This window comes from Marinobacter shunpengi (assembly GCF_045449695.1).
Classification (GTDB): domain Bacteria; phylum Pseudomonadota; class Gammaproteobacteria; order Pseudomonadales; family Oleiphilaceae; genus Marinobacter.
Genome location: NZ_JBJJKZ010000002.1, coordinates 95389 through 117432, shown reverse-complemented (window position 1 = coordinate 117432; position 22044 = coordinate 95389). Strand labels below are relative to the sequence as shown.

The 22044-nt window shown below is 60.2% G+C and carries 17 protein-coding genes; 8 read left to right on the top strand and 9 right to left on the bottom strand.

All coding sequences use genetic code 11. The features are described from left to right. The first annotated feature begins 92 nt into the window (after nucleotides 1-92). The 4 genes from ACJO2E_RS00955 to ACJO2E_RS00940 all read left to right on the top strand — a co-directional run bounded on the left by ACJO2E_RS00955 (nucleotide 93) and on the right by ACJO2E_RS00940 (nucleotide 7893). Nucleotides 93-2450 (top strand): DUF6351 family protein, encoded by a 2358-nt coding sequence (locus ACJO2E_RS00955; protein ID WP_406960991.1) that lies wholly within the window; start codon nucleotides 93-95, stop codon nucleotides 2448-2450. Nucleotides 2451-3089: 639 nt separating this feature from the next. After that, on the top strand, nucleotides 3090-5012 hold the full coding sequence (locus ACJO2E_RS00950; protein ID WP_406960989.1) for a PrkA family serine protein kinase: 1923 nt from the start codon (nucleotides 3090-3092) through the stop codon (nucleotides 5010-5012). Nucleotides 5013-5041: 29 nt separating this feature from the next. Continuing rightward, on the top strand, nucleotides 5042-6337 hold the full coding sequence (locus ACJO2E_RS00945) for a YeaH/YhbH family protein (protein ID WP_406960987.1): 1296 nt from the start codon (nucleotides 5042-5044) through the stop codon (nucleotides 6335-6337). Then, on the top strand, nucleotides 6334-7893 hold the full coding sequence (locus tag ACJO2E_RS00940) for a SpoVR family protein (RefSeq protein WP_406960985.1): 1560 nt from the start codon (nucleotides 6334-6336) through the stop codon (nucleotides 7891-7893). The genes ACJO2E_RS00945 and ACJO2E_RS00940 overlap by 4 nt, the downstream gene beginning before the upstream one ends. 38 nt (nucleotides 7894-7931) lie before the next feature. Here ACJO2E_RS00940 and ACJO2E_RS00935 read toward each other — a convergent pair whose 3' ends face one another. The 4 genes from ACJO2E_RS00935 to ACJO2E_RS00920 all read right to left on the bottom strand — a co-directional run bounded on the left by ACJO2E_RS00935 (nucleotide 7932) and on the right by ACJO2E_RS00920 (nucleotide 13566). Further along, the gene (locus ACJO2E_RS00935; protein ID WP_406960983.1) at nucleotides 7932-10547 is read right to left on the bottom strand and encodes a sensor domain-containing protein; all 2616 of its coding nucleotides are present in this window, start codon (nucleotides 10545-10547) and stop codon (nucleotides 7932-7934) included. Nucleotides 10548-10700: 153 nt separating this feature from the next. Next, a complete protein-coding gene (locus tag ACJO2E_RS00930) occupies nucleotides 10701-12176 on the bottom strand; it encodes a diguanylate cyclase domain-containing protein (RefSeq protein ID WP_406960981.1) in 1476 nt (491 codons plus the stop codon). Between the two features lie 291 nt (nucleotides 12177-12467). After that, nucleotides 12468-13193 carry an LrgB family protein gene (locus tag ACJO2E_RS00925; RefSeq protein ID WP_406960979.1) on the bottom strand — a complete coding sequence of 242 codons (726 nt, stop codon included), beginning with the start codon at nucleotides 13191-13193 and terminating at the stop codon, nucleotides 12468-12470. Beyond that, nucleotides 13186-13566 (bottom strand): CidA/LrgA family protein, encoded by a 381-nt coding sequence (locus ACJO2E_RS00920; protein WP_328188027.1) that lies wholly within the window; start codon nucleotides 13564-13566, stop codon nucleotides 13186-13188. Before ACJO2E_RS00920 ends, ACJO2E_RS00925 begins: the two co-directional genes overlap by 8 nt. 77 nt (nucleotides 13567-13643) lie before the next feature. Here ACJO2E_RS00920 and ACJO2E_RS00915 point away from each other — a divergent pair, with 77 nt between their 5' ends. Together ACJO2E_RS00915 and ACJO2E_RS00910 are read left to right on the top strand one after the other, a co-directional pair. After that, on the top strand, nucleotides 13644-14567 hold the full coding sequence (locus ACJO2E_RS00915; RefSeq protein ID WP_406960977.1) for a helix-turn-helix domain-containing protein: 924 nt from the start codon (nucleotides 13644-13646) through the stop codon (nucleotides 14565-14567). 91 nt (nucleotides 14568-14658) lie between these two features. Beyond that, on the top strand, nucleotides 14659-16788 hold the full coding sequence (locus tag ACJO2E_RS00910) for a TonB-dependent siderophore receptor (RefSeq protein WP_406960975.1): 2130 nt from the start codon (nucleotides 14659-14661) through the stop codon (nucleotides 16786-16788). Between the two features lie 66 nt (nucleotides 16789-16854). Here ACJO2E_RS00910 and ACJO2E_RS00905 read toward each other — a convergent pair whose 3' ends face one another. After that, nucleotides 16855-18207, bottom strand: coding sequence for a TrpB-like pyridoxal phosphate-dependent enzyme (locus tag ACJO2E_RS00905; protein ID WP_406960973.1), 1353 nt, complete (start codon nucleotides 18205-18207; stop codon nucleotides 16855-16857). Nucleotides 18208-18444: 237 nt separating this feature from the next. Here ACJO2E_RS00905 and ACJO2E_RS00900 point away from each other — a divergent pair, with 237 nt between their 5' ends. Next, nucleotides 18445-18999: a porin family protein gene (locus tag ACJO2E_RS00900; protein WP_406960971.1), complete on the top strand. Its 555-nt coding sequence runs from the start codon at nucleotides 18445-18447 to the stop codon at nucleotides 18997-18999. A 106-nt stretch (nucleotides 19000-19105) separates the two neighbouring features. On the opposite strand, the gene ACJO2E_RS00895 is transcribed toward ACJO2E_RS00900, so the two are convergent. Continuing rightward, nucleotides 19106-19750, bottom strand: a complete 645-nt coding sequence (locus ACJO2E_RS00895) for a hypothetical protein (protein WP_406960969.1) — start codon at nucleotides 19748-19750, stop codon at nucleotides 19106-19108. 214 nt (nucleotides 19751-19964) lie between these two features. On the opposite strand from ACJO2E_RS00895, the gene ACJO2E_RS00890 reads away from it, so the two are divergent. Beyond that, nucleotides 19965-20558, top strand: coding sequence for an HD domain-containing protein (locus ACJO2E_RS00890; protein WP_406960967.1), 594 nt, complete (start codon nucleotides 19965-19967; stop codon nucleotides 20556-20558). A gap of 68 nt (nucleotides 20559-20626) precedes the next feature. On the opposite strand, the gene ACJO2E_RS00885 is transcribed toward ACJO2E_RS00890, so the two are convergent. From ACJO2E_RS00885 to ACJO2E_RS00875, 3 genes are all read right to left on the bottom strand, one after another. Further along, nucleotides 20627-21064, bottom strand: a complete 438-nt coding sequence (locus tag ACJO2E_RS00885; protein WP_406960965.1) for an Rrf2 family transcriptional regulator — start codon at nucleotides 21062-21064, stop codon at nucleotides 20627-20629. A gap of 38 nt (nucleotides 21065-21102) precedes the next feature. Next, nucleotides 21103-21459 carry a YbaN family protein gene (locus tag ACJO2E_RS00880; protein WP_406960963.1) on the bottom strand — a complete coding sequence of 119 codons (357 nt, stop codon included), beginning with the start codon at nucleotides 21457-21459 and terminating at the stop codon, nucleotides 21103-21105. Nucleotides 21460-21650: 191 nt separating this feature from the next. Next, a complete protein-coding gene (locus ACJO2E_RS00875) occupies nucleotides 21651-21887 on the bottom strand; it encodes a hypothetical protein (protein ID WP_406960961.1) in 237 nt (78 codons plus the stop codon). Nucleotides 21888-22044: the final 157 nt, after the last annotated feature.

Below are 22044 nucleotides of genomic sequence, written 5' to 3'. Positions count from 1 at the left end.
CCCGATACTGTGCGTTTGTTTTTTGTACATGTTTTACCATGCTGGTGAAGTACCCCCCCTGTAACAAAAATTAACATAGAGGGAACTTCACCATGCCAATGAGACGATGCATTCACTGCCTGATCCTTCTGCTGGCCATGTCTGGGCTGGCGATCACCGGCCATGCGGCCAACCCCCATTATGACCTCAAGGTACTGTCCAGTGCCCCGGACCAGGTCACCGGCGATGACGTACTGGTGCAGGTGCTGTTCAAGGACCGCCCCATCAAGTCAAAGCCGGCGGTCGCCTCCCGGCTCCGGCACCTGGAATTCTGGCTCAACGGACGGCCCATCGAGCCTGAAATCCGGGCGGGTCAAGACCGCCATGAGATTCTGGTGACCGGCCTGCAACAGGGCGAGAACCGGCTTGAACTGCACCACCGCCGACAGGGTCCGCTGGCTTCCGTCACGATGACGGCACACCCCATCACCGGTCCTGTCTTTTCGGGGCCACAGCAGTATCCCTTCGTGTGCACCGTTACCACGGAGCTCGGCAAACAGCCCCTGGTGGATACCGACGGTAATACCGGCTTCCCGGTTCTGGACAGCAGCGGCAGCCAGATCGGCCTCAGCCGTGACTGTTCCATCGAGCCCTACGTCACCTTTATCTACCGCACCACGGACGGGCGCTGGGCACCGCTTCCCGAAGACGGTGTCCGCCCCGATGACATGGCCCGCACCACCCTGACCAACGGTCGTACCGTGGACTTTATCGTCCGTCAGGAACGGGGCACCATCAACCGGTTCATCTACAGCTTCGCCACCCTGGCGGAGGCGGATGATGCGCCCTGGGAGGCCTCCACTGACCACTGGAACGGGCGACTGCTGTTCCACTTCGAAGGTGGCGTTGCCGTTGGACACAGCCAGGGCCGCATCAGCGGGCGGGCGCTGGAACCGGAAGTGCTGAAGAAGGGCTACGCCGTCATCTATTCCACCGGCACCCGAACCAGCACCCACTATAACCTGCAGGTGGGTGGCGAGACCGCGCTGATGGTCAAGGAACACTTTATCAAGCGCTTCGGCGTGCCGGACTACACCGTGGCCATTGGCGGCTCCGGTGGCGGCATCCAGCAGTATGTCTATTCCCAGAATCATCCCGACCTGCTGGATGGCGGCGTGCCACAGTACTCCTACCCGGACATGATCACCCAGGTGATCCATATCGGTGACTGCGAGTTGCTGGAGCACTACATGGACGTGACCGACGGCGATAATCCCAAGTGGTGGATTACCAGCAACCGAAGCTGGCTGGTGGGCCTGAATGCCACCGACAACTACCCTGATCCGTTCGCCGATGCCAAGCGCGCCCTGGGCTACGGTACCGCCCCCGGCATGACCGAATGCATTCCCGCCTGGCGCGGCCTGACCGCCCTGGTACTCAACCCCCACTATGGCCAGGCCCGTAACCAGGCACTGATGCAGCCTCCCGGCGTGATGGATGAGGTGCAGTGGACCCACTACGACGACGCCCGCAACATCTATGGGCTCGACGAGAACGGCAATCCCCGCACCGTGTATGACAACGTTGGGGTGCAGTACGGGCTCAACGCGCTGGTGGAAGGCAACATCACCACCGATGAGTTCCTGAAACTGAACGCCCAGATTGGCGGCTGGAAACACCCCAACGACATGGTCCAGGAAGGCTTCCCGTTTCTGGGTGACTTCTCGCCGGCCAACTTCGATCCCTGGAGCCGCCGCAACATGATGCTCAGCCCCGATGGGGTCACGCCTGCTCCCCGTACCGAAGCCGATATCGAGGCCATCAACGCCGCCTACACATCCGGCCTGGTATTCGATGGCGAACTGAATATGCCGGTGATCGACTGGCGGCACTACCTGGAGGAAGTGCTGGACATGCACAACAGCCACCAGTCCTTCTCCGCCCGTCAGCGCATCATCAACCGCATGGGTGACGCCGGCAACCAGGTGATCTGGTTTACCGATACCCGGCCCACGGACCTGTCGGATCCGACCGAGCCGGAGCCACGGGAGGAATACAACCAGACCTGGATGGCCCTGGAGGTATTGCACGACTGGATTACCAACATCCAGCAGCACCCTAATCGCAGCATTGCCGACAACCGACCGCCGGAAGCCGTTGATGCCTGTTTCAACACGGACGGTTCACCTATCGATGCCGGGGAGGATGTCTGGAGTGGCGTGCTGGATGATGCGCCGGAGGGAATCTGTACCCAACAGTTCCAGACCTACACCACCTCACGAATGGAGGCCGGCGGCCCCATTGAGGGCAGCCTCTTCAAGTGCGCCCTGAAACCGGTGGACACGGCCCTGAATGACGGTACCTATGGCAACGTCTCCTTCACCAGCGCCGAGATCGACCGCTTGAAAGAGATCTTCGCCGAAGGTGTCTGTCACTACAGTGCCACGGATCAGGGGCGTCCAGGCGGCTGAAGCCTGACAGCCAGCCCTGATGCCCCGGTCACCCGGGCGCGTTCGGGCCACTGACGCTGGGAGATCCGGGGCCTATGGGCCCCGGATCTCATTTGCCGGCCTTGCGCTCCCGTTTCCGTATCGTGCAGCTCCCTGCCTGGGACTGACGCAATACCTGCCACGCCCGGAATATACGCTCCGGCGACCCTGCCAACTGTATTGCTGAATGATTCATAGCCTGTCTCCATCGAGATCCAACACGCCACTCAAGATAGCAGCCACTTAACGCAATTGAAAACAATTATCATTACGATAGAAAGGAAATTGCTCTCCATCAAAAAACGCCAAACACCTGAAAATCTGTCTCAAGTCCCGTCACAAAACGCGAAACGGGTTACAAAACCGTTGCAAAAAACATCTTAAATTTGCCGAACCGGTACCCACTTCCACTGTCCAAGGTTGCAGCGTTGGACTAAGCTGAAATCAGAGCCCCTGCTGGTGGGGGCCGTACCGGACGACCGGAAACAGCTCTCCGGTCCATTACCGGTGATAGCCTTGTCCTTTCCATTCAACCATAAACAGAAACGCCCACCCGCGGCGACCAACAACGGGGAATATTGCGTGTAGTCGAGCTGATTCATTAGCAAGCGAGGGTTACCCATGAGCATATTGCAGCACTTCAAAGACCGGTATGACCAAACCCAGGAAGAGGAATACTCCCTGGAGGAATATCTGGAGATCTGCAAGAACGATCACGCGGCCTATGCCACCGCCGCCGAGCGCATGTTGCTTGCCATTGGCGAGCCCGAATTCGTTGACACATCCAGGGACTCGCGCCTTTCGCGTATCTTTTCCAACAAGGTGATCAAGCGATATCCCGAGTTTTCAGAGTTCTACGGTATGGAAGAAGCCGTGGAAAATATCGTGTCCTTCTTCCGTCACGCCGCCCAGGGCCTGGAAGAGAAGAAACAGATCCTTTACCTGCTGGGCCCCGTGGGCGGCGGCAAGTCCTCCCTGGCGGAAAAACTCAAGAGTCTGATGCAGAAGGTGCCCTTCTATGCCATCAAGGGCTCGCCGGTGAACGAATCCCCCCTGGGCCTGTTCGACCCGGATGAGGATGGCCATATCCTGGAAGAGGAATACGGCATCCCCACCCGCTACCTGAAATCCATCATGTCCCCCTGGGCGGTCAAGCGCCTGCACGAGTATGGCGGCGATATCAGCCAGTTCCGGGTGGTGAAGAAATACCCGTCAGTGCTGGACCAGATCGGCGTGGCCAAGACCGAACCCGGCGACGACAACAACCAGGACATCTCCGCCCTGGTGGGCAAGGTGAACATCCGCATGCTGGAGGACTTCTCCCAGGATGACCCGGACGCCTACAGCTTCTCCGGCGGCCTGTGCAAGGCCAACCAGGGGCTGCTGGAGTTCGTGGAAATGTTCAAGGCCCCGATCAAGGTGCTGCATCCGCTGCTGACCGCCACCCAGGAAGGCAACTACAACACCACCGAAGGTATGGGGTCGGTGCCCTTCGACGGCATCATCCTGGCTCACTCCAACGAGTCGGAATGGCAGACCTTCCGCAACAACAAGCACAACGAGGCCTTCCTGGACCGGGTCTATATCGTCAAGGTGCCCTATTGTGTGCGGGTCACCGAGGAAATCGACATCTACCGCAAGCTGCTGCGGGACAGCTCCCTGGCCGGGGCGCCCTGCGCGCCGGACACACTGGATATGCTGGCGCAGTTCTCCATTCTCTCCCGCATCAAGGAGCCGGAAAACTCCAGCATCTACTCCAAGATGCGGGTCTACGACGGCCAGAACATCAAGGACACCGACCCCAAGGCCAAGTCGATCCAGGAATACCGGGACTCCGCCGGCGTCAACGAGGGTATGGACGGCCTGTCCACCCGCTTCGCCTTCAAGATTCTGTCCAAGGTGTTCAACTTCGACACCACCGAGGTGGCCGCCAACCCGGTGCACCTGCTGTACGTGCTGGAGAAGCAGATCGAGCAGGAGCAGTTCCAGGCCGAGGTGCAGGAACGCTACCTGCGCTTTATCAAGGAGTTCCTGGCACCCCACTACGTGGAATTCATCGGCAAGGAAATCCAGACCGCCTACCTGGAAAGCTACAGCGAGTACGGCCAGAACCTGTTCGACCGCTACGTAACCTATGCCGACCTGTGGATCCAGGATCAGGAGTTCCGCGACCCGGAGACCGGCGAAATCCTCGACCGGCCGGCCATCAACGACGAACTGGAGAAGATCGAGAAACCCGCAGGCATCAGCAACCCGAAGGACTTCCGCAACGAGGTGGTCAACTTCGTGCTGCGCGCCCGGGCCAACAACCAGGGGGAAAACCCCTCCTGGCTCAGCTACGAGAAGCTGCGTAGCGTGATTGAGAAGAAGATGTTCTCCAACACCGAAGACCTGCTGCCGGTGATTTCCTTCAACCCGAAGGCCAGCCAGGAAGACCAGAAGAAACACAAGCAGTTTGTGGAACGGATGGTGGACCGTGGCTATACCGAGAAGCAGGTCCGGCTGTTGGCGGAGTGGTACCTCAGAGTCAGAAAGTCGCATTAACCCTTTTCTGACCTGATGGGAGTGGCACTATGGGTATGACCCACATTGTTGACCGCCGTCTCAACGGCAAGAACAAGAGCGCGGTGAACCGGGAACGGTTCCTGCGCCGCTATCGCCAGCACATCAAGAAAGCAGTGGCGGATGCGGTGCAAAGGCGCTCCATTACCGATATCGAGCGGGGAGAAAGTGTCAGCATCCCCTCCCGGGACATCCATGAACCCATCTTCCACCACGGCCAGGGTGGCAAGCGTGAGGTGGTCCACCCGGGCAACCAGGAGTTCGTGGCCGGTGACGAGATCCCCAAGCCGGAAGGGGGTGGCGGTGGTGGATCCGGGTCCGGCCAGGCCAGCCCCGACGGCGAGGGCATGGACGAGTTCGCCTTCCAGATCACCCAGGACGAGTTCCTGGACTTCCTTTTCGACGACCTGGAGCTGCCCAACCTGGCCCGCAAGAAGCTCAAGGACACCGAGGCGTTCACCCTCCAGCGCTCTGGCTTCACCTCTCAGGGCGTGCCCGCCAAGCTGGATGTGGTGCGTTCCCTGCGGGGCGCCCATGCCCGGCGACTGGGCCTGAGCGGCGCCCGCCGCAAAAAGATCCGTGAACTGGAGGCACAGCTTGCAGCCCTCAGGGAAGCTCCCAACGACCTGGACCCGGCGTTCAGCCACGCCGACCAGATAGAAGCGTTGGAATCGGAAATTGCCCGGCTCAAGGCCAACGTCAGGCGCATTCCGTTTATTGATGAAATCGATCTGCGCTACCGTCAGCACGTCAAGAAACCCAAGCCGGCCACCAGTGCGGTGATGTTCTGCCTGATGGATGTGTCCGGTTCCATGACCCAGACCCACAAGGATATCGCCAAGCGCTTCTTCATCCTGCTGTACCTGTTCCTGAAGAAGAACTACAAGAAGATCGACGTGGTCTTCATCCGCCACCACACCAGCGCCAAGGAGGTGGACGAGGAAGAGTTCTTCTACAGCCGGGAGACCGGGGGCACCATTGTCTCCAGCGCCCTCAAGCTGATGCATAAGATCATCGAGTCCCGCTATTCACCGGACGAGTGGAACATCTACGCCGCCCAGGCGTCAGACGGCGATAACTGGAACGATGACTCCCCCATCTGCGGCAAGATCCTGGCCGAGCGAATCATTCCACTGGTGCAGTACTACTCCTATGTGGAGATCACGCCCCAGGATCACCAGATGCTATGGTACGAGTACGAGAAGATCATGGAGCGTTTCCCGCAGAGTTTTGCCATGCAGCAGATCGCGGACCCCGGCGAGATTTACCCGGTGTTCCGCCAGTTGTTCGAGAGGAAAGCGGCATGACGGATACGATCGAGCACCCCAAACTGCCCAATCGTGAACAGGTCCGCCCGGACCCGATCTCCAGGGGCTCCGAGTGGACCTTTGACCTCATCCAGAAATACGATGACGAGATCGCCAAATGCGCCGAGGAATTCGGCCTGGACACCTACCCCAACCAGATTGAGGTGATCAGCGCCGAACAGATGATGGACGCCTACAGTTCCGTGGGCATGCCGGTTGGCTACCACCACTGGTCCTTCGGCAAGCAGTTCCTCAGCACATCCAAGGGCTACCAGCGGGGTCAGATGGGACTGGCCTACGAGATCGTGATCAACTCCGACCCCTGCATTGCCTACCTCATGGAGGAGAATACCCTGCCCATGCAGGCCCTGGTGATCGCCCACGCCTGCTATGGCCACAACTCCTTCTTCAAGGGCAATTACCTGTTCCGCACCTGGACGGATGCCAGCGCCATCATCGACTACCTGGTGTTTGCGCGCAATTATGTTGCCGAATGCGAGGAACGTTACGGTGTGGAAGCCGTGGAGGAAACCCTCGACTCCTGCCATGCCCTGATGAACCACGGGGTTGACCGTTACAAGCGTCCACCGCCCATCTCCGCCGCCGAGGAGCGTCGCCAGCAGAAGGAGCGGGAGGAATATCTCCAGAGGCAGCTCAACGACCTCTGGCGCACCATCCCCAAGATGGGGGAAGACGACGATGAGCGGGAACGGCGCCGTCAGCGCTATCCCTCCGAGCCCCAGGAAAACATCCTGTACTTTATCGAGAAGAATGCGCCGCTGCTGGAAACCTGGCAGCGGGAGATCATCCGCATCGTGCGTAAGCTGGGGCAGTACTTCTATCCCCAACGCCAGACCCAGGTAATGAATGAGGGCTGGGCCTCGTTCTGGCACTACACGCTGCTCCACCGGATGTACGAGAAAGGGCACGTTACCGACGGCTTCATGCTGGAATTCCTGCAGAGCCACACGGCGGTGACCTACCAGCCGCCGTTCAACAGCCCCTGGTATTCCGGTATCAACCCCTACACCCTCGGCTTCAATATCTATTCGGACCTGCGCCGCATGTGCGAGAACCCCACCGATGAAGACCGGGAGTGGTTCCCGGATATCGCCGGTAGCGACTGGCTGGAGACGGTGCACTTCGCCATGCGCAACTTCAAGGACGAGAGCTTCATCCAGCAGTTCCTGTCTCCCAAGGTGATGCGGGACATGAAGTTCTTCTCCATCGAGAACGACGACCAGGAGGATGTGTACCGGGTGACCGCCATTCACGACGACCCGGGCTACCGGCCCCTGCGGGAAAAACTGGCGCGCCAGTACAACCTCAGCTACCGGGAGCCCAATATCCAGGTGTGGAATGTGGATGTGCGGGGAGACCGTTCACTGACCCTGCGCCACGTTCCCGTGGACCGGGTACCCCTGGGGGATGACGCCCGCGAGGTGCTCAAGCATGTCCACCGCCTGTGGGGGTTCGATGTGCACCTGGAAAGCGTCGACGAGGGCACGGTAGTGGCCGAATACCATTGCCCGCCCCAGGAGCTGGATGACGAATAGCCACCTCTGAACGGCCCCGGGCTTCTGGCCAGGGCCGTTTACCCCTCACGCTCGGGAATCGCCACCCCGTGGTTCCGCAACAACTCCGAGAAGGCATCCGCCGACGTTGGCCGGCTGAAGTAGAAGCCCTGGGACTCATCACAGGCAATGCCCCGCAGGAAGGTCTCCTGGGCTTCGGTTTCCACTCCCTCGGCGATCACCGTCAGGCTCAGGGTCCGAGCCATGTTGATGATGGCCTCGGTAATGGCCCGGTCGTGGTCGCTTTCCGGCAGGTTGCGGATGAAGGACCGGTCCACCTTAAGGGTATCGATAGGGAAGCCCCTGATCTGCGCCAGGGAGGAATACCCCACGCCGAAGTCGTCCAGCGCGGTGCGTACGCCAATCTCCCGAAGCTGCGTCAGGGTCTGGATGGTGTGATCCGGGTCCAGCATCACCATGCTTTCCGTCAGCTCCAGTTCAAGCAGTGACGGCTCCATGCCCGTTTTGTGCAGGGCGTCGCGGATGTGGTCCAGCAGTTCCGGATCTGAAAACTGCCGGGCCGAGATGTTCACCGCCATCTTGACCGGTGACAGCCCCTCCCGCTGCCATTCCATGTTCTGCCGGCAGGCGGTTTCCAGCACCCAACGGCCAATGGGGAGGATGGCACCGTTTTCCTCGCAAAGGGGGATGAACTGCTGCGGGGGCACTTCGCCCAACTCCGGGTGGGTCCAGCGCAGCAGGGCCTCCACACCGGTAATGCGGTTGTTTTTCAGGTCCAGTTTGGCCTGATAGTTCAGCACGAACTCGTGGTTGACCAGGGCATTGCGCAAGGCCGCTTCCAGCACCAGACGTTCGTTGGACAGCGATTGCATGCCGTCCACGTAGAACTCGTAGGTGTTCTTGCCCTTCTCCTTGGACAGGTACATGGCGGTGTCGGCATTTTTCATCAGCGTCTGCTGGTCCTCGCCATGGTCCGGGAAGACACTGATGCCGATACTGGCGGTCACCCGGCAGTCCTGCCCCAGCACGTTCACCGACTCCAGGGCCGCGTCCAGCAGTTTGCGGGCCACGGTGGCGGCATCCTCAAGGTCCGCCACGTTATGGAGCAACACCACAAACTCGTCACCCCCCAGGCGCGACAGCACGTCCGATTCCCGCAGTACCACCTTCAGCCGTCGCGCCATCTCCTGCAGCAACTGGTCTCCGGCGGCATGCCCCAGGCTGTCGTTCACCAGCTTGAACCGGTCCAGGTCTATGAACAGTACCGCCGGACGTTGTCCGTAACGACGCGCCGTCACCACCGCCTGCTCCAGAAGCTCTTCAAACATGGCACGGTTGGGCAAACCAGTGAGGCTGTCGTGGGTCGCCAGGTACCTGACCCGCTCTTCCGCCCGTTTCCGGTCCGCTTCGTGCTCCAGGGTACGCAGGGCATGCGAGACGTTGTCCGCCATCCGCTCCATCAGTGCGATGGTCTCGGCATCAAAGGCACGGCGATCACTGGCACAGAGATAGAGCACCCCCAGGGGCCGGCCCTCGTTCAGGATGGGAACTGCGGCAGCGGCCTTGAGCCGGGTTTTTTCCGCCAGGTGATGCCAGGGCCGGGTACGCGGATCATTCATGAAGTCGTCCGTCACCTCGGGACGCCCCATACGGAACGCGGTCCCGGCAATGCCCAAGCCTTCCGGCCGGTTCGGGTCGGTGGAAATAACCGCACGACGGGTTCTGCCCTGACCAGTGCCGGCCATTGCCACAACGTCCAGGTTACCGTTTTCCTGATTGGACAGAAGGATATGGGAGGCCGCCAGTTCCCCCTGCTCAACCGCCACCCGACAGACCTCGCTAAAGAGTGTCTCCGGCGTTTCGGCGTGCATGATCACTTCATTAGTGGCACTGAGGGCAGCGTACATGCGCTTGGCATGGCGGGCCGCCCTTTCCGCAAGCACCCGGTCGGTCACCTCCCTTGAGGCGGAAATGATCCAGGGCCGGCCATCGATTCGCACCATCCGGTGGTGAGGCTCCCACCACCCGCGGCGCTTGCCGTCCTTGCTGACGGCCATATGTGGCTCGGCAGTCACCCCTTCAGGACCAGCGGACTGCACCCGCCGGAACAACTCATCGGTTTCCTCACGGGTGCGACCTGTCAGGTGGTAGCCCTTGAAATTCATCAACTCTTCCCGCTGATATCCGGTCAGATCACAGGCAGTATCGTTCACGTAAATGAAGCGGTGGGTCTGCGGGTCCGAGATGAAGATCAGGTCCGGAGAAGCATCCATGGTGGCCTGGAAGCGTTCCGTCATGACACGACGCTGCTCCTCGGCGGTAACATCCCGCCCGGTGCCACGGAGCCCCGGGCCATGGCCGCCGGCATCCGGCACCAGTGTACCGGTCAGTTCGACATAGCATACGCTGCCATCAGGCAGTACACGGGAATATACCCTGTTCCGGAACGGCGTTAACGGCCCTTCCCCTGGAGTATCCGTGACCGGCTCAAAACCCAACTCCCGCCTGGTGCGACCGAGGAGGGTGTCAGCGGACGCCTTGGCATCCCCTTCCAGGTTACGCCCCTCAAGCCGGATCAAGCGTCCCTCAGCATCCTGCTCCCAGATCCAGTCAACCCCGAACCCCAGCATCGCCTGCATGACATTCCAGCCCGGGCTTTGATGCCTATGATCCACACTTATTCTCCCGGCTATACACATTCCCGATACAACCTACCCTAGTCCGCCCAGGAACCCCTGTACAGCGCCGCCGGGGGGGCGCTGTGACAGGCACCGCAGGGCCGTAGTGAGGTACTTCCCCTAACAACATCCGGGAGCCTCTTGCTTACCTCAGCCGGAATTCGACAGCCCCCTGTCGCCGGAGATGGCCCAGGCGTTCTTGCCCTTGTCCTTGGCCTGGTACATGGCCATATCTGCAGCCTTCATCAGCGCTTTCTGGTCTTTACCATGATCCGGATACAGACTGATACCGATGCTGAGGGTGACCGACAGCGCCCGGCCTTCCACCAGGATCGATTCCTTCACGGCGGCCAGCAGCTTTTCCGCCACCGTTACGGCGTGCTCTCGCCGGTCAATGTTCTGCACCAGGACCACAAACTCATCACCACCGAGACGGGCCAGCACATCGTGCTCCCTCAGCACACCACGGAGGCGATCGGCCACCTGTTCAAGCACCTGGTCCCCCATGTCATGCCCCCAGGTGTCGTTGATGTCCTTGAAGTTGTCCAGGTCCACGAACATCAGGGCCGGGTGATGACCAGTCCGGTCTACTGAGGCAATGGCCTGTCCCAACAGGTCCGACAGCAGGTTCCGGTTGGGCAGGCCGGTCAGGCCACAATGGGTCGCCAGGTAATGGGCCTTTTTCTCCGCCTCACGGCGCTCCTGCTCATTCTCGATGGTGCGCAGGGCAAAAGCGATATTGTCCGCCATGCGCATGAGCAGACCGACGATCTCTTCATCGAACGCATTGCGTTCCCGGGAACACAGGTGCAAGGTGCCAACGGCTTTACCATCCAGCACAATGGGTACCGAAGCCACGGCCTTGAGCAGGGTCCTGCTGCGCATCTGCCGATGCCAGGGGTCTGTTCGGCGATCCCTGAAGTAATCGTTGGACACGCAGGGCTCGCAGGTTCGGAAGGCATTCCCGTTGAGACCGCGTCCTTCCGGCTTTTCCGGGTCGATGGAGATAACGGTATCCTCCAGGACCTCACGGCCATAGCCCGCCATCGCCTTCATTTCCAGCAGGTCGGATCCTGGCTTCGGCATCAGCAGCGCCGCCGTGGTCATGCCGCCACTGTCGATAGCCGCGTCGCAGACGGCCTGGAACAGCTCGTCCCTGGACGACAGGCGCATGATGGCTTCATTGGTGGCACTCAGGGCGGCGTAGATCTTCCTGATTCGGGTGGCGGCCTGTTCGGCCAGCATCCGGCGGGTAACCTCGCGGGACACGATGACCACAACTTCCTGGCCATCAATTTCCCGGTACCGGAAATGGGCTTCCCACCAGCCTCGACGGGATCGGGTCTTGTTAACCAGTAGACGGGGTTCATCGGTATACCCCCGGTCTCCCGCCTGCATCGCGTTCCTGTATACCTCGCGAGTGTATTCAGGGGGCTGGCCGGTGAGATCCGGTGCCGTCATGGCGAGCAATTCCTCACGGCTGTAGCCGGTCATGTCGCAGGTGGTCTGGTTCACATACACATACTGCAGAGTCCGGACATCGCAGACGAGAATGCAGTCCGGCGAAGCATTGAGCAAGATCCCAAGGTTTTTCTCCAGCTCTCCTTTAAAGCCGTTCCCTGCCATGTACGACTCCACCCCAGCAATATTGTTATTATGCCTGTCAAAGTAGCCTGATCGACCCGGCATCGCCAGATCCCCGACGGGCGCGGGACGGACCCTGATTGCGTAGCGATATACGTCAGACTTACGAGAGTAGACCGTTTGTAGCGCAATCGGAATACTGGGATCGTGTTTTCACAGCCTTTTACAGTTTGCCGGCCTTCCACTCCCCGCCGGTAACCCGCAGGAGACGGCTGGCTCCTGGACCACCGGCGCCATGCCCATGGAACCTCAGCCTCTCATTCCACCGAATCGTCACAGACCGATCAGGTCCACCAGCCAGGGCACGATCAGGGCGGTGGCGAATGCTGACAGGGCCATGGCCAGGCCGGAAAAGGCTCCCATGGTGTTGTTGACCTGAAACGCCCGGGCCGTCCCAATGCCATGGGCGGCCACCCCCATGGCGATACCCCGGACACTGTCATCCCGGATTCGGAACACCTGGAACAGCCGGGTGCCCAGCACCGCCCCGACAATACCGGTCACCACGACCAGTACCGCTGTCAGCGACGGCAGGCCGCCAATAGTCTCGGAAATACCCATGGCCACCGGTGCCGTGGCCGACTTGGGCGCCAGTGAAAGCTGGGTCTCGGTACTGGCCCCCAATAGCCAGGCCAGGGCGATGGAACTGCCCGCCGCGAACACCACGCCCGACACGATGGCAATGGCCACGGGCAGCCAGAGCTGACGAAGTCGTGACAGTTGCTGGAACAGCGGTACCGCCAGCGCCACCGTGGCCGGGCCCAGCAGGAAGTGGACGAACTGGGCACCGTCGAAATAGTCCCGGTACGGGATTCCCGTGGTCAGCAACACCAGGATGATTATCACCACCGCCACCAGCACGGGATTCAGCATGGGGGAGCCGCCACTGCGCTGGTACAGCCGGAACGCCAGCAGGTAGGCCACCAGGGTCATGGTCAGCCCCAGCAGCGGCGAGGCGGACAGATAGACCCAGATATCGGTGAGATCGGGCTCAGTCATGGGATTGGCCCTCCCGCTGATAGCCCGGCGCCAGCCATCGGCTTGCCAGCAACATCACCCCGGCGGTAAACAGCATGGTCAGCAGGGTAGTCACCAGCAGCACCGCGACGATCGGCAGCCATTCGGCTAGCAGCCGGTCCGCATGAACCATGATCCCCACCCCGGCGGGCACGAACAGCAGTGACAGATGTGCCAGTAACCCCGTTGAAGCCGTGTCCAGCGACGCCGGTACCTGACGCGCCACCAGCAACACGATAAACAGCATCAGCATACCCAGCACCGGCCCCGGCACTGGCCAGTCCAGCAGGCGCACAGCTACCTCCCCCGCCAACTGGAACACCAGGAGCCAGGTAATTCCATTCAGAAACATCATAGGCAGACCCTATTATAAATGAGAAACATTGTCGTTTATCATGCAGCTTCCGATGTCCCTATCCTAGGCTGACGCTAATGGTACCGGATACACAGACACCGCAATCAAGAATTGAGCAGGTGCTGCGGTTCATCCACAGCCACCTGGACCAGCCTCTGACCGTGGCTTCCCTCGCCACCCTGGGCGGCTGGTCACGGTGGCAGTTCCAACGGGTGTTCGCGGCCCATACCGGTTGCTCGGTGGCCCACTACATCCGCGAACTCCGGCTCAGCAAGGCGGCGGAACAGTTGCTGTGCACCGGAGACCGCCAACTTGATATCGCCCTGGCCTGTGGCTTCGAATCCGATATCAGTTTCAGCCGGAGCTTCCGGCAGTACTTCGGCTGTTCTCCGGGCCAGTACCGCAAGCGTGGTGTCCGCTGTCACCTGCGGGCCCCCATTCCGGTGGAACCGCTACCCGCGCCCCCGCTCCACCAGAATCCCTACCGGACCCGGATACGCGTGGAGTCACGGCCGGCTTTCGAGGTGGTCGGCATGTCCTGTCACATCCATGGCATCTACTCCCCCACCCCGGACTTTGCCCAGCGGATACCGGACCTGTGGCAACGCCTGGGCGCGAGTCACAGCCTGCCGGAGGACGTCGCCCGGATGGGAGTGATGGACGTCTCGGGCGATGCCGGCGACCACCGCTTCCCCTACTGGGCCTGTATCGAGGCATCCGCCTGGCGGCAACTGCCGGACCTGCCACGGCTGACGGTGCCCGCCCAGGAGTATGCCGTGGTGCCCTTCCAGGGACCGGTGGCGGACCTGGAGAAAACCCTGTCCTGGTTCCTCAGCGACTGGCTGCCCGCCTCCGGCTACCAGGGCTGCTACGGTTTCGATCTGGAAATCTACCCCGCCCGGACAGACCCGGAACCGGCGGATGAGATTACCGTCGAGTACTGGGTCCCCATCCGGCCCGCCGAGGGCAAAACCCTGCCCATGCACCAAATGGTTAAGTGAACACCTGTTAATCAAAATATAATGCGAATGATTATCATGACGCGTGCAGTGACGACACGCCTCCATTTTCATTGCAATGCAGGTAATGTTCATGCCTCCCAAGACACTCTTCCATCGCTCCCTGCTGTCGCTGGCCATTGCCGGAATCGCCGTGCCCAGCGCCATGGCCCAGGATAACGACTCCACCGGACTGGCCCCGCTGACGGTCTACAGTGACACCTACCGGAATACCGCCACCAAGACCGCTCTGGAGCCCGAGGAAACGCCGCAGAGCATTACCGTGGTCGATCAGACCGCCCTTGAAATGCGCGGCTCGGAATCCGTCGCGGAAGCCATGCGCTATGTGCCCGGCGTGAACACGGAATTGCGGGGAGGTTCCGTCAACCGGCTGGACCTGTTCAGCATCCGGGGCTTTATCAACTACCAGAACTACTATGACGGTCTTCAACTGCTGTACAACGACTGGAACCTCCAGCCACAGGTCGACCTGATTGCCGTTGAACAGGTGGAAGTCTTCCGGGGCCCTACGTCGTCGCTGTATGGTTCCATGCCTCCAGGCGGTATGGTGAACCTGATTGGAAAGAGCCCGTCCACAGAATCCTTCAATCGCATCGAAGTCACCGGCGGCACGCAGGATCTGAAACAGGCCTCTTTCGAAAGCACCGGCCAGATCGGCGACAGCGACCTGTCCTACAGCCTGGTAGCCCTCGGGCGCAGCAAGGATAACCAGGCCGCCACGACCGAGGAAGAACGCTACCTGTTCGCGCCGTCCGTCGACTGGCAGGTCACCGACGACACCCTGATCAACGTCAATCTCTATTACCAGAAAGATCCGGAAATGGGCATGTACTCCACCCTGCCCGCCTCCACACTGTTCAAGGACAACCCCAACGGCCATCTAGACCAGGACGCCTTCTCCGGCGATGCCAACTGGAACGAGTTCGACAAGGAAGTGCTGATGGCCGGCTACAAGATCAACCACAACTTCAACGACAACTGGAACTTCCTGCAGAACTTCCGGTTCACCGATGCCGACGCCTACCAGACCAATACCTACAGTACCGCGCTTGACGCCGACAACCGCACCCTGCACCGGCGCGCCTACCTGACCGACGAAAAGATAACCGGCTTCACCGTGGATAACCAACTGTCCGGACGCTTCCACACCGGAGTAGTGGAGCACAACGTCCTGTTGGGCATGGACTACATCAAGATGGACTCCAATGTCGCCTACGAAGACGATGCAGCACCTTCCATCGACCTTTACAACCCCGACTACACCCAGATCGACCCGGACATGAACCTGAGTGGAACGGCCTATACCTCGGATTTCGAGCTATCCAAGCGACAACTCGGCGTCTACCTGCAGGACCAGATCCGCATCGGACAGCTGGTGCTGATCGGCGGTGCACGTTGGGACGACTTCAAGGGCACCGAGGAAGGCACCAAGTACGGCGCCCAGGTGGACAACGAACTGGAGCAGGACAACTGGTCCTACCGTGTCGGCGCCCTCTACGAGTTCGACAACGGCCTCTCCCCCTACGTGAACTACGCCGAAAGCTTCGAGCCCCTGGAAGGCAGTGACCGCAACGGCAACGAGTTCGATCCCTCCACCGGCAAGCAGTTTGAAGTGGGCAGCAAATTCACATCAGCCGACAACCGGCACCGGATCGACGTGGCCCTGTTCCATATCCTGAAGGAAAACGTACCGACTCGTGACCCGAACGGCACCGCCTACGATAAGATCCAGGCTGGCGAAGTCCGCTCCCGCGGGCTGGAAATCGAGGCCTCCAGCCAGCCAGTCGACAACCTGCTGCTATCCCTGGCGTACACCTACCAGGACGTGGAAGTGACCGAGGACAACACCGGACTGGAAGGCAATACGCCTGTCTGGGTTCCGGAACAGATGCTCTCCGCATGGGCGGATTACAGCTTCTTCGACGGCAGTGCGGAGGGCCTGACCCTGGGTGCCGGCTTCCGCCACATTGGCGAGTCTGAACTCAATGCCACCAATACCGCCGGCAAGGTACCGGACGCCAACCTGGTGGACCTGGCGCTGACCTATGACCTCAGCTACGCAGCTCCGAGCCTCAGCGGAACCGAAGTCGGCCTGTCAGTGAACAACCTGTTCAACGAGGAGTACTACAGCTGCTTCGACGAACTCAACTGCTGGGTTGGTGCGGAGCGGACCGTTCAGGCCAAGGTTTCCTACACCTTCTGACCCTCCCCAGGCCTGATCCCTGAAGCCCGCCACCCGGCGGGCTTTTTGGGAACAGGCGTCTGCCGGTTACACGCTAGGCAATCCGGACAATGCCATGGCCAGTTCCGCATCATCGTACTCGTAATCCCCCAGCTCCCCGGCAAAATACGAGGTGTAGGCCGCCATATCGAAATGGCCGTGGCCACAGAGGTTGAACAGGATGGTTTCAGAGGTGCCTTCCCGCTTGCAACGCAGGGCCTCTTCAATGGCCCCCTTGACCGCATGGTTGGCTTCCGGAGCGGGCACAATGCCCTCAGCCCGGGCAAAGAGCACCCCGGCCTCGAAACACTCCCGCTGGGTATAGGCGGTGGCCTCGAACAGGCCCAGTTCCCTGGCGTGGGAGACCATCGGCGCCATGCCATGGTAGCGCAGGCCGCCGGCATGGAAGCCCGGCGGGGTGAACTGGGAGCCCAGGGTGTGCATCTTGGTCAGGGGCGTCATGTGGGCGGTATCGCCGTAATCATAGGCGAATTTGCCCCGGGTCAGGGTCGGGCAGGCGGAGGGCTCCACTGCCACAATGCGGCTCTTCTCGCCGCCCCGCAGGGCATGCCCCATAAACGGGAAGGCGATGCCGGCAAAGTTGGAACCGCCGCCGGTGCAACCGACAATCACGTCCGGCCAGGTGTCCGCCATCTCCATCTGTTCCATGGCCTCCAGCCCGATAATGGACTGGTGAACCAGCACATGGTTGAGCACCGATCCCAGAGCGTACTTGGTGTCCGGGTCCTGCACCGCCAGTTCCACCGCCTCGGAGATGGCAATACCCAGGCTACCGGTATGGGCCGGGTTCTCCGCCAGCACCTTGCGCCCGAACTCGGTCATGTCCGATGGCGACGCCACGCAGGTCGCACCATAGGTTTCCATGACCGCCCGGCGGTAGGGTTTCTGATCGTAGGACACCCGTACCTGGAACACATTCACGTCCATATCGAACAACGAACCGGCAAAGGCCAGTGACGTGCCCCACTGCCCTGCCCCGGTCTCGGTGGTCAGCCGGTTGATGCCCTGCTGCTTGTTATAAAAGGCCTGGGGAATAGCGGTATTGGGCTTGTGGCTGCCGGCGGGACTGACACCTTCGTATTTGTAGAAGATCTTCGCGGTGGTGCCCAGCGCCTTCTCCAGGCCATGGGCCCGATACAGGGGGGCTGGCCGCCACATGCGATAGACCTCACGCACCGGCTCGGGGATCTCGATTTCCCGTTCGGTACTGACTTCCTGCTCGATCAGCGCCATCGGGAACAGCGGTTCCAGATCCGCTGGTCCGACAGGCTGCTTTGTCGCCGGATGGAGCACCGGCGCCATGGGCTCGGGGAAATCAGCCTGGAGGTTGTACCAGCTTTTGGGCATGCGGGTTTCATCAAGAAGGTATTTTGTTGTCATTGTTCGAGGTCCTCGCACCTTGTGATGGATACAGCACATTACCATAGCAGGTGGGCTCCGGAACTGCCCCATATCGATCATCCAGCCAGTCGTCCGGGCCTCCGGCGACCGGTTTCATTACCAAATATTCGCCAACCGGGCAGAGGTGCTCTGTTAATCTCGGCGTCAGTTTCCCAACGGAAACGGGATTGACCCAATGACCAACAATGACCGTAAACGCAACCCCGAGGACGTACTATGAACAATGGATTTCGCGGACTGGCGGCTGCCACCCTGCTGCTGCCTGCAGCGGCCTTCGCCGAGAACCTGAGCTACAGCTACCTGGAAGGCGGCCTGGCCCTCTACCCGGATTTCGAGTCGCAGGATCTGATCGGGCTCGATACCCGTGGTTCCGTGCTGCTGCACGAGAACATCTTCGCCTTTGGCGGTCTCAAGTTCCTGACCGATGATGTGGACCTGACTGCCCTGCACGTCGGTGGTGGTTACCGTCACGGCCTGGACGCCAAAACCGATATCTGGGGCGGCGTAACCCTGGAGTACCAGGAGTACGAGTGGGATCACGGCGGTGATGTGGACGATACCGGCCTGGGCTTCCGGGCGGGACTTCGCCATCAACTGACCAATGACCTGGAACTGGGTGTCGGCGGTCGTGTCGTCACCGGGGACCTGGACTACGTCGGCTTCACCGGCACGGCCCGCTATGCCATTGAACCCGACCTGAAGCTGTTTGCCGAACTGGATGTGTATGACAGCGAGCCCGGCATCCTGGGTGGTGTCACCTTCGAATTCTGAGGTTCACAACCGGGCCCCGCCAGCGCGGTGGGGCTTTGCTCCCCTGCCATCAACCTGCCCCCCCCTCCTCCATATCCCGCGCCACCGACTGGGATCAGCGCCGGGATTACTGGTATTCCTTCAGCCACTGTTTGATCAACCGCCGGTAACGCCAGGACTTACGCCGTGAGGTATCCAGGCTGGAAGGTTGTAGCTGCACCTCATGGGTGTCGTCATCGGCACATATCCGGAAACGTCGTACTGCCCCGAAGGCCTTGTCGTCGGAGCCATAGATGGAAATGACGTGTATCTCCAGCCATTCCAGCTCAATTTCCGGGTCGCACGGGTAGCCATTATCCGTTTCGATGCCTTCCTGCTCGGCAATCGTGGCGATCATGTCCCGGAAGCTGATGAATTCAATACACTCCCCCGACGCCAGGGGGCCCTGGCGGGTCCGCTCCCTCAGGCCGGGCGTTTCATCCTTTTCCGCCTTGCCGGAGATATCCGTCATGGGGGCGGTAAACAGCCCCCTGGACGTTTTGAGCTGTACCACCACGAAAAAGACAAACACCGATTCGTGGCTCATATTGCATACCAGGCAGGGGGAGTCGATGAATTCATGGCCAACTCCCTTGTTGATCAGCATGCGTGGGCGACGCTGGCGACTGAACCCAAGGTAAAGTAACTGGGCATAGAACAGCCAGATTGCCAGGGTGCCTATACTGGTAAGGGAGTTCACCAGCGTGTTGTGTTGCTGTATCCAGTCGAGCATTCCATTGTTCCCATTGATGTAAACCTGTGGATCATGAAACCGCGCTTTATATCAATGCGACACCGCCCCTGTGCAATAATGGATTTCTCACAGAAAACGAGCGTACACTCGCTATATGGTGTTCCAGGGATGACTCAATGCACTCGGCCAGGGGCCGGGTCAGGCAAACGCCAACAACTACAATAAAGGACGTCTACTGATGAGGAGTCAAGGCATGAGCGATATGAGCGTGGGCGCGGAAGAACGCGCCACCTTCACCGACATGAAAGAAAGCACCCAGGAGGACTGGGACAGGATCGGGCAGTGCTACCGGGAGTTCGCCAAGGGCCACCCGGACCGAATCCTCGATCACCTCAGGTTACTCGACGGCGACTTTGGCGGCTTCAAAGTGGACCGACTGACCCACTGCCTGCAAACGGCCACCCTCGCCCATCGGGACGGCAAGGATGAGGAATACGTAGTCTGCGCCCTGCTGCACGATATCGGCGACACCCTGGGCGCCTTCAACCACGCCGATATTGCCGCCGCCATTCTCGAACCCTTCATCTCGGAGGAGAATCACTGGATGGTCAAGCACCACGCGATCTTCCAGGGCTACTACTTCTTCCACCACCTGGGCATGGACCGTAACCTGAGGGAGCAGTACCGGGACCACCCCTATTACGAGCGTACGCTGGAGTTTGTCAGCAAGTATGACTCCCCCGCCTTCAACCCGGATGGCGAGGTCCTGCCCCTGGAGTTCTTTGAGCCCATGGTGCAGCGGGTGATGGCCAAGCCCAAGCGCTCGCTGTACAAGACCATGTCCTGATCACGGCCTGCATGGCAGCGGCCCTGGTGTGCCGTTTGGTCAGTNCAGTTCGCTGACCAAACGGCACACTAGGCGATCTGCAGCAGACGCAGTAGCTGGGGCCGGTGTCGGTCCGGCAGTACATCTTCCAGGGTGTACTGATCCAGGGCTTCCAGGAAGGCATTCAGGGCGTGAGCAAAGGCCCCCTTGAGCCCGCAGACCGGCGAAATGGCGCACTGGTTGTCCGACGAGAAGCACTCCACCACGTTCAGGTCCTGCTCGGTCTCACGAACCAGTACGCCGATGTTGATGGTGCTGGGTTCCCGGTGTAGCCGCATACCACCACTCTTGCCACGGACCGTCTCGATATAGCCCTTGCGGTTTAGCTGGTGTACCACCTTCATCAGGTGATTCCTGGAAATCTGGTAGCTGTCGGCAATTTCCTGGATGGTGGACAGCCGGTCCCGCCGCATGGACAGGTAGATGAGCACTCTCAGGGAGTAATCGGTGTATCGGGTTATGTGCATCTGGAACTCCTGGACCGGAAAACCTTCCGGCTACATCATCAAACCGATGGCCGTGTGACCAGAAACGTCACAAGACCCGAGAAAAAAAGCCCAGTCATGACCAGCACTGCCAGGGGCATCCCCATCAGGAACAGCATGGTCCAACTGGACGCCAGCAACAGGGCCGCCGTCCACTTGGCGCGTACTGGCACTGCCCGGCTCTCCCGCCAGTTGTGGATCATCGGACCGAAGGTCGGATGACCATGTAACCAGGCTTCAAACGCCGGCGAACTTCGACTCGCACACCATGCTGCAAGCAGCACGAACGGTGTTGTTGGCAAGAGTGGTAACACCACTCCCGCAAGCCCCAACGCCAGACTGATATACGCCAGGATCCGATAACCGGTTTTCCTCATGCCACTTCTCTCCACCGGCCTGCATCCCGGGCAGAAAGCCGGCCAGTGCCCCCTGCCTGGGACCGTGCAACCTCCTGGGACAGGTCCGTCACCCATCGGTTCAGTCATGATTGATTTCCGGTGCCGGTATCAGGTCATGCCCCCGAAGCTCCGGATACATGACAATTCTACCTTATTTCAACGAGCCTCTGTCAGTGGACGGGGCGATCCAGACGCCGCAGCGATATCAGCCGGGTGATGTAGGACAGCTTCAGCGTCGTGGCAAAAAGCAGCGTGAAGATGTGAGCCGCCACCTGTGCCGGCAGTGAAAGACTGCCGGCAAGTGGGTAGGCACACACCACGGTTGCGACCACGCCCACTACGCTGACCAGCAGCGCCAGGTTAGACAATTTCAGCATCTGCTCCATGGCTCTTTCATCGGCTGCCATATCTCGCCCCATACATTCATCCCACATGAATGTATTAGAAAACAACAAGCCAAAACATTCAAGAAAAAAGAATGTTTAAGGGTGCCAACTCAAACCAATTCTGAAAAGAAACTTCCTCCCTGCCGACTACCCCACCATTATTTGACGCATCTCAAGG

Bases quoted from the DNA above. Each gene is read 5' to 3' on its own strand.
- ACJO2E_RS00955 (WP_406960991.1), top strand. From the start codon at position 93: ATGCCAATGAGACGATGCATTCACTGCCTGATCCTTCTGCTGGCCATG.
- ACJO2E_RS00950 (WP_406960989.1), top strand. From the start codon at position 3,090: ATGAGCATATTGCAGCACTTCAAAGACCGGTATGACCAAACCCAGGAA.
- ACJO2E_RS00945 (WP_406960987.1), top strand. From the start codon at position 5,042: ATGGGTATGACCCACATTGTTGACCGCCGTCTCAACGGCAAGAACAAG.
- ACJO2E_RS00940 (WP_406960985.1), top strand. From the start codon at position 6,334: ATGACGGATACGATCGAGCACCCCAAACTGCCCAATCGTGAACAGGTC.
- ACJO2E_RS00930 (WP_406960981.1), bottom strand. From the start codon at position 12,176: ATGGCAGGGAACGGCTTTAAAGGAGAGCTGGAGAAAAACCTTGGGATC.
- ACJO2E_RS00925 (WP_406960979.1), bottom strand. From the start codon at position 13,193: ATGACTGAGCCCGATCTCACCGATATCTGGGTCTATCTGTCCGCCTCG.
- ACJO2E_RS00920 (WP_328188027.1), bottom strand. From the start codon at position 13,566: ATGATGTTTCTGAATGGAATTACCTGGCTCCTGGTGTTCCAGTTGGCG.
- ACJO2E_RS00915 (WP_406960977.1), top strand. From the start codon at position 13,644: ATGGTACCGGATACACAGACACCGCAATCAAGAATTGAGCAGGTGCTG.
- ACJO2E_RS00910 (WP_406960975.1), top strand. From the start codon at position 14,659: ATGCCTCCCAAGACACTCTTCCATCGCTCCCTGCTGTCGCTGGCCATT.
- ACJO2E_RS00905 (WP_406960973.1), bottom strand. From the start codon at position 18,207: ATGACAACAAAATACCTTCTTGATGAAACCCGCATGCCCAAAAGCTGG.
- ACJO2E_RS00900 (WP_406960971.1), top strand. From the start codon at position 18,445: ATGAACAATGGATTTCGCGGACTGGCGGCTGCCACCCTGCTGCTGCCT.
- ACJO2E_RS00895 (WP_406960969.1), bottom strand. From the start codon at position 19,750: ATGCTCGACTGGATACAGCAACACAACACGCTGGTGAACTCCCTTACC.
- ACJO2E_RS00890 (WP_406960967.1), top strand. From the start codon at position 19,965: ATGAGCGATATGAGCGTGGGCGCGGAAGAACGCGCCACCTTCACCGAC.
- ACJO2E_RS00885 (WP_406960965.1), bottom strand. From the start codon at position 21,064: ATGCACATAACCCGATACACCGATTACTCCCTGAGAGTGCTCATCTAC.
- ACJO2E_RS00880 (WP_406960963.1), bottom strand. From the start codon at position 21,459: ATGAGGAAAACCGGTTATCGGATCCTGGCGTATATCAGTCTGGCGTTG.
- ACJO2E_RS00875 (WP_406960961.1), bottom strand. From the start codon at position 21,887: ATGGCAGCCGATGAAAGAGCCATGGAGCAGATGCTGAAATTGTCTAAC.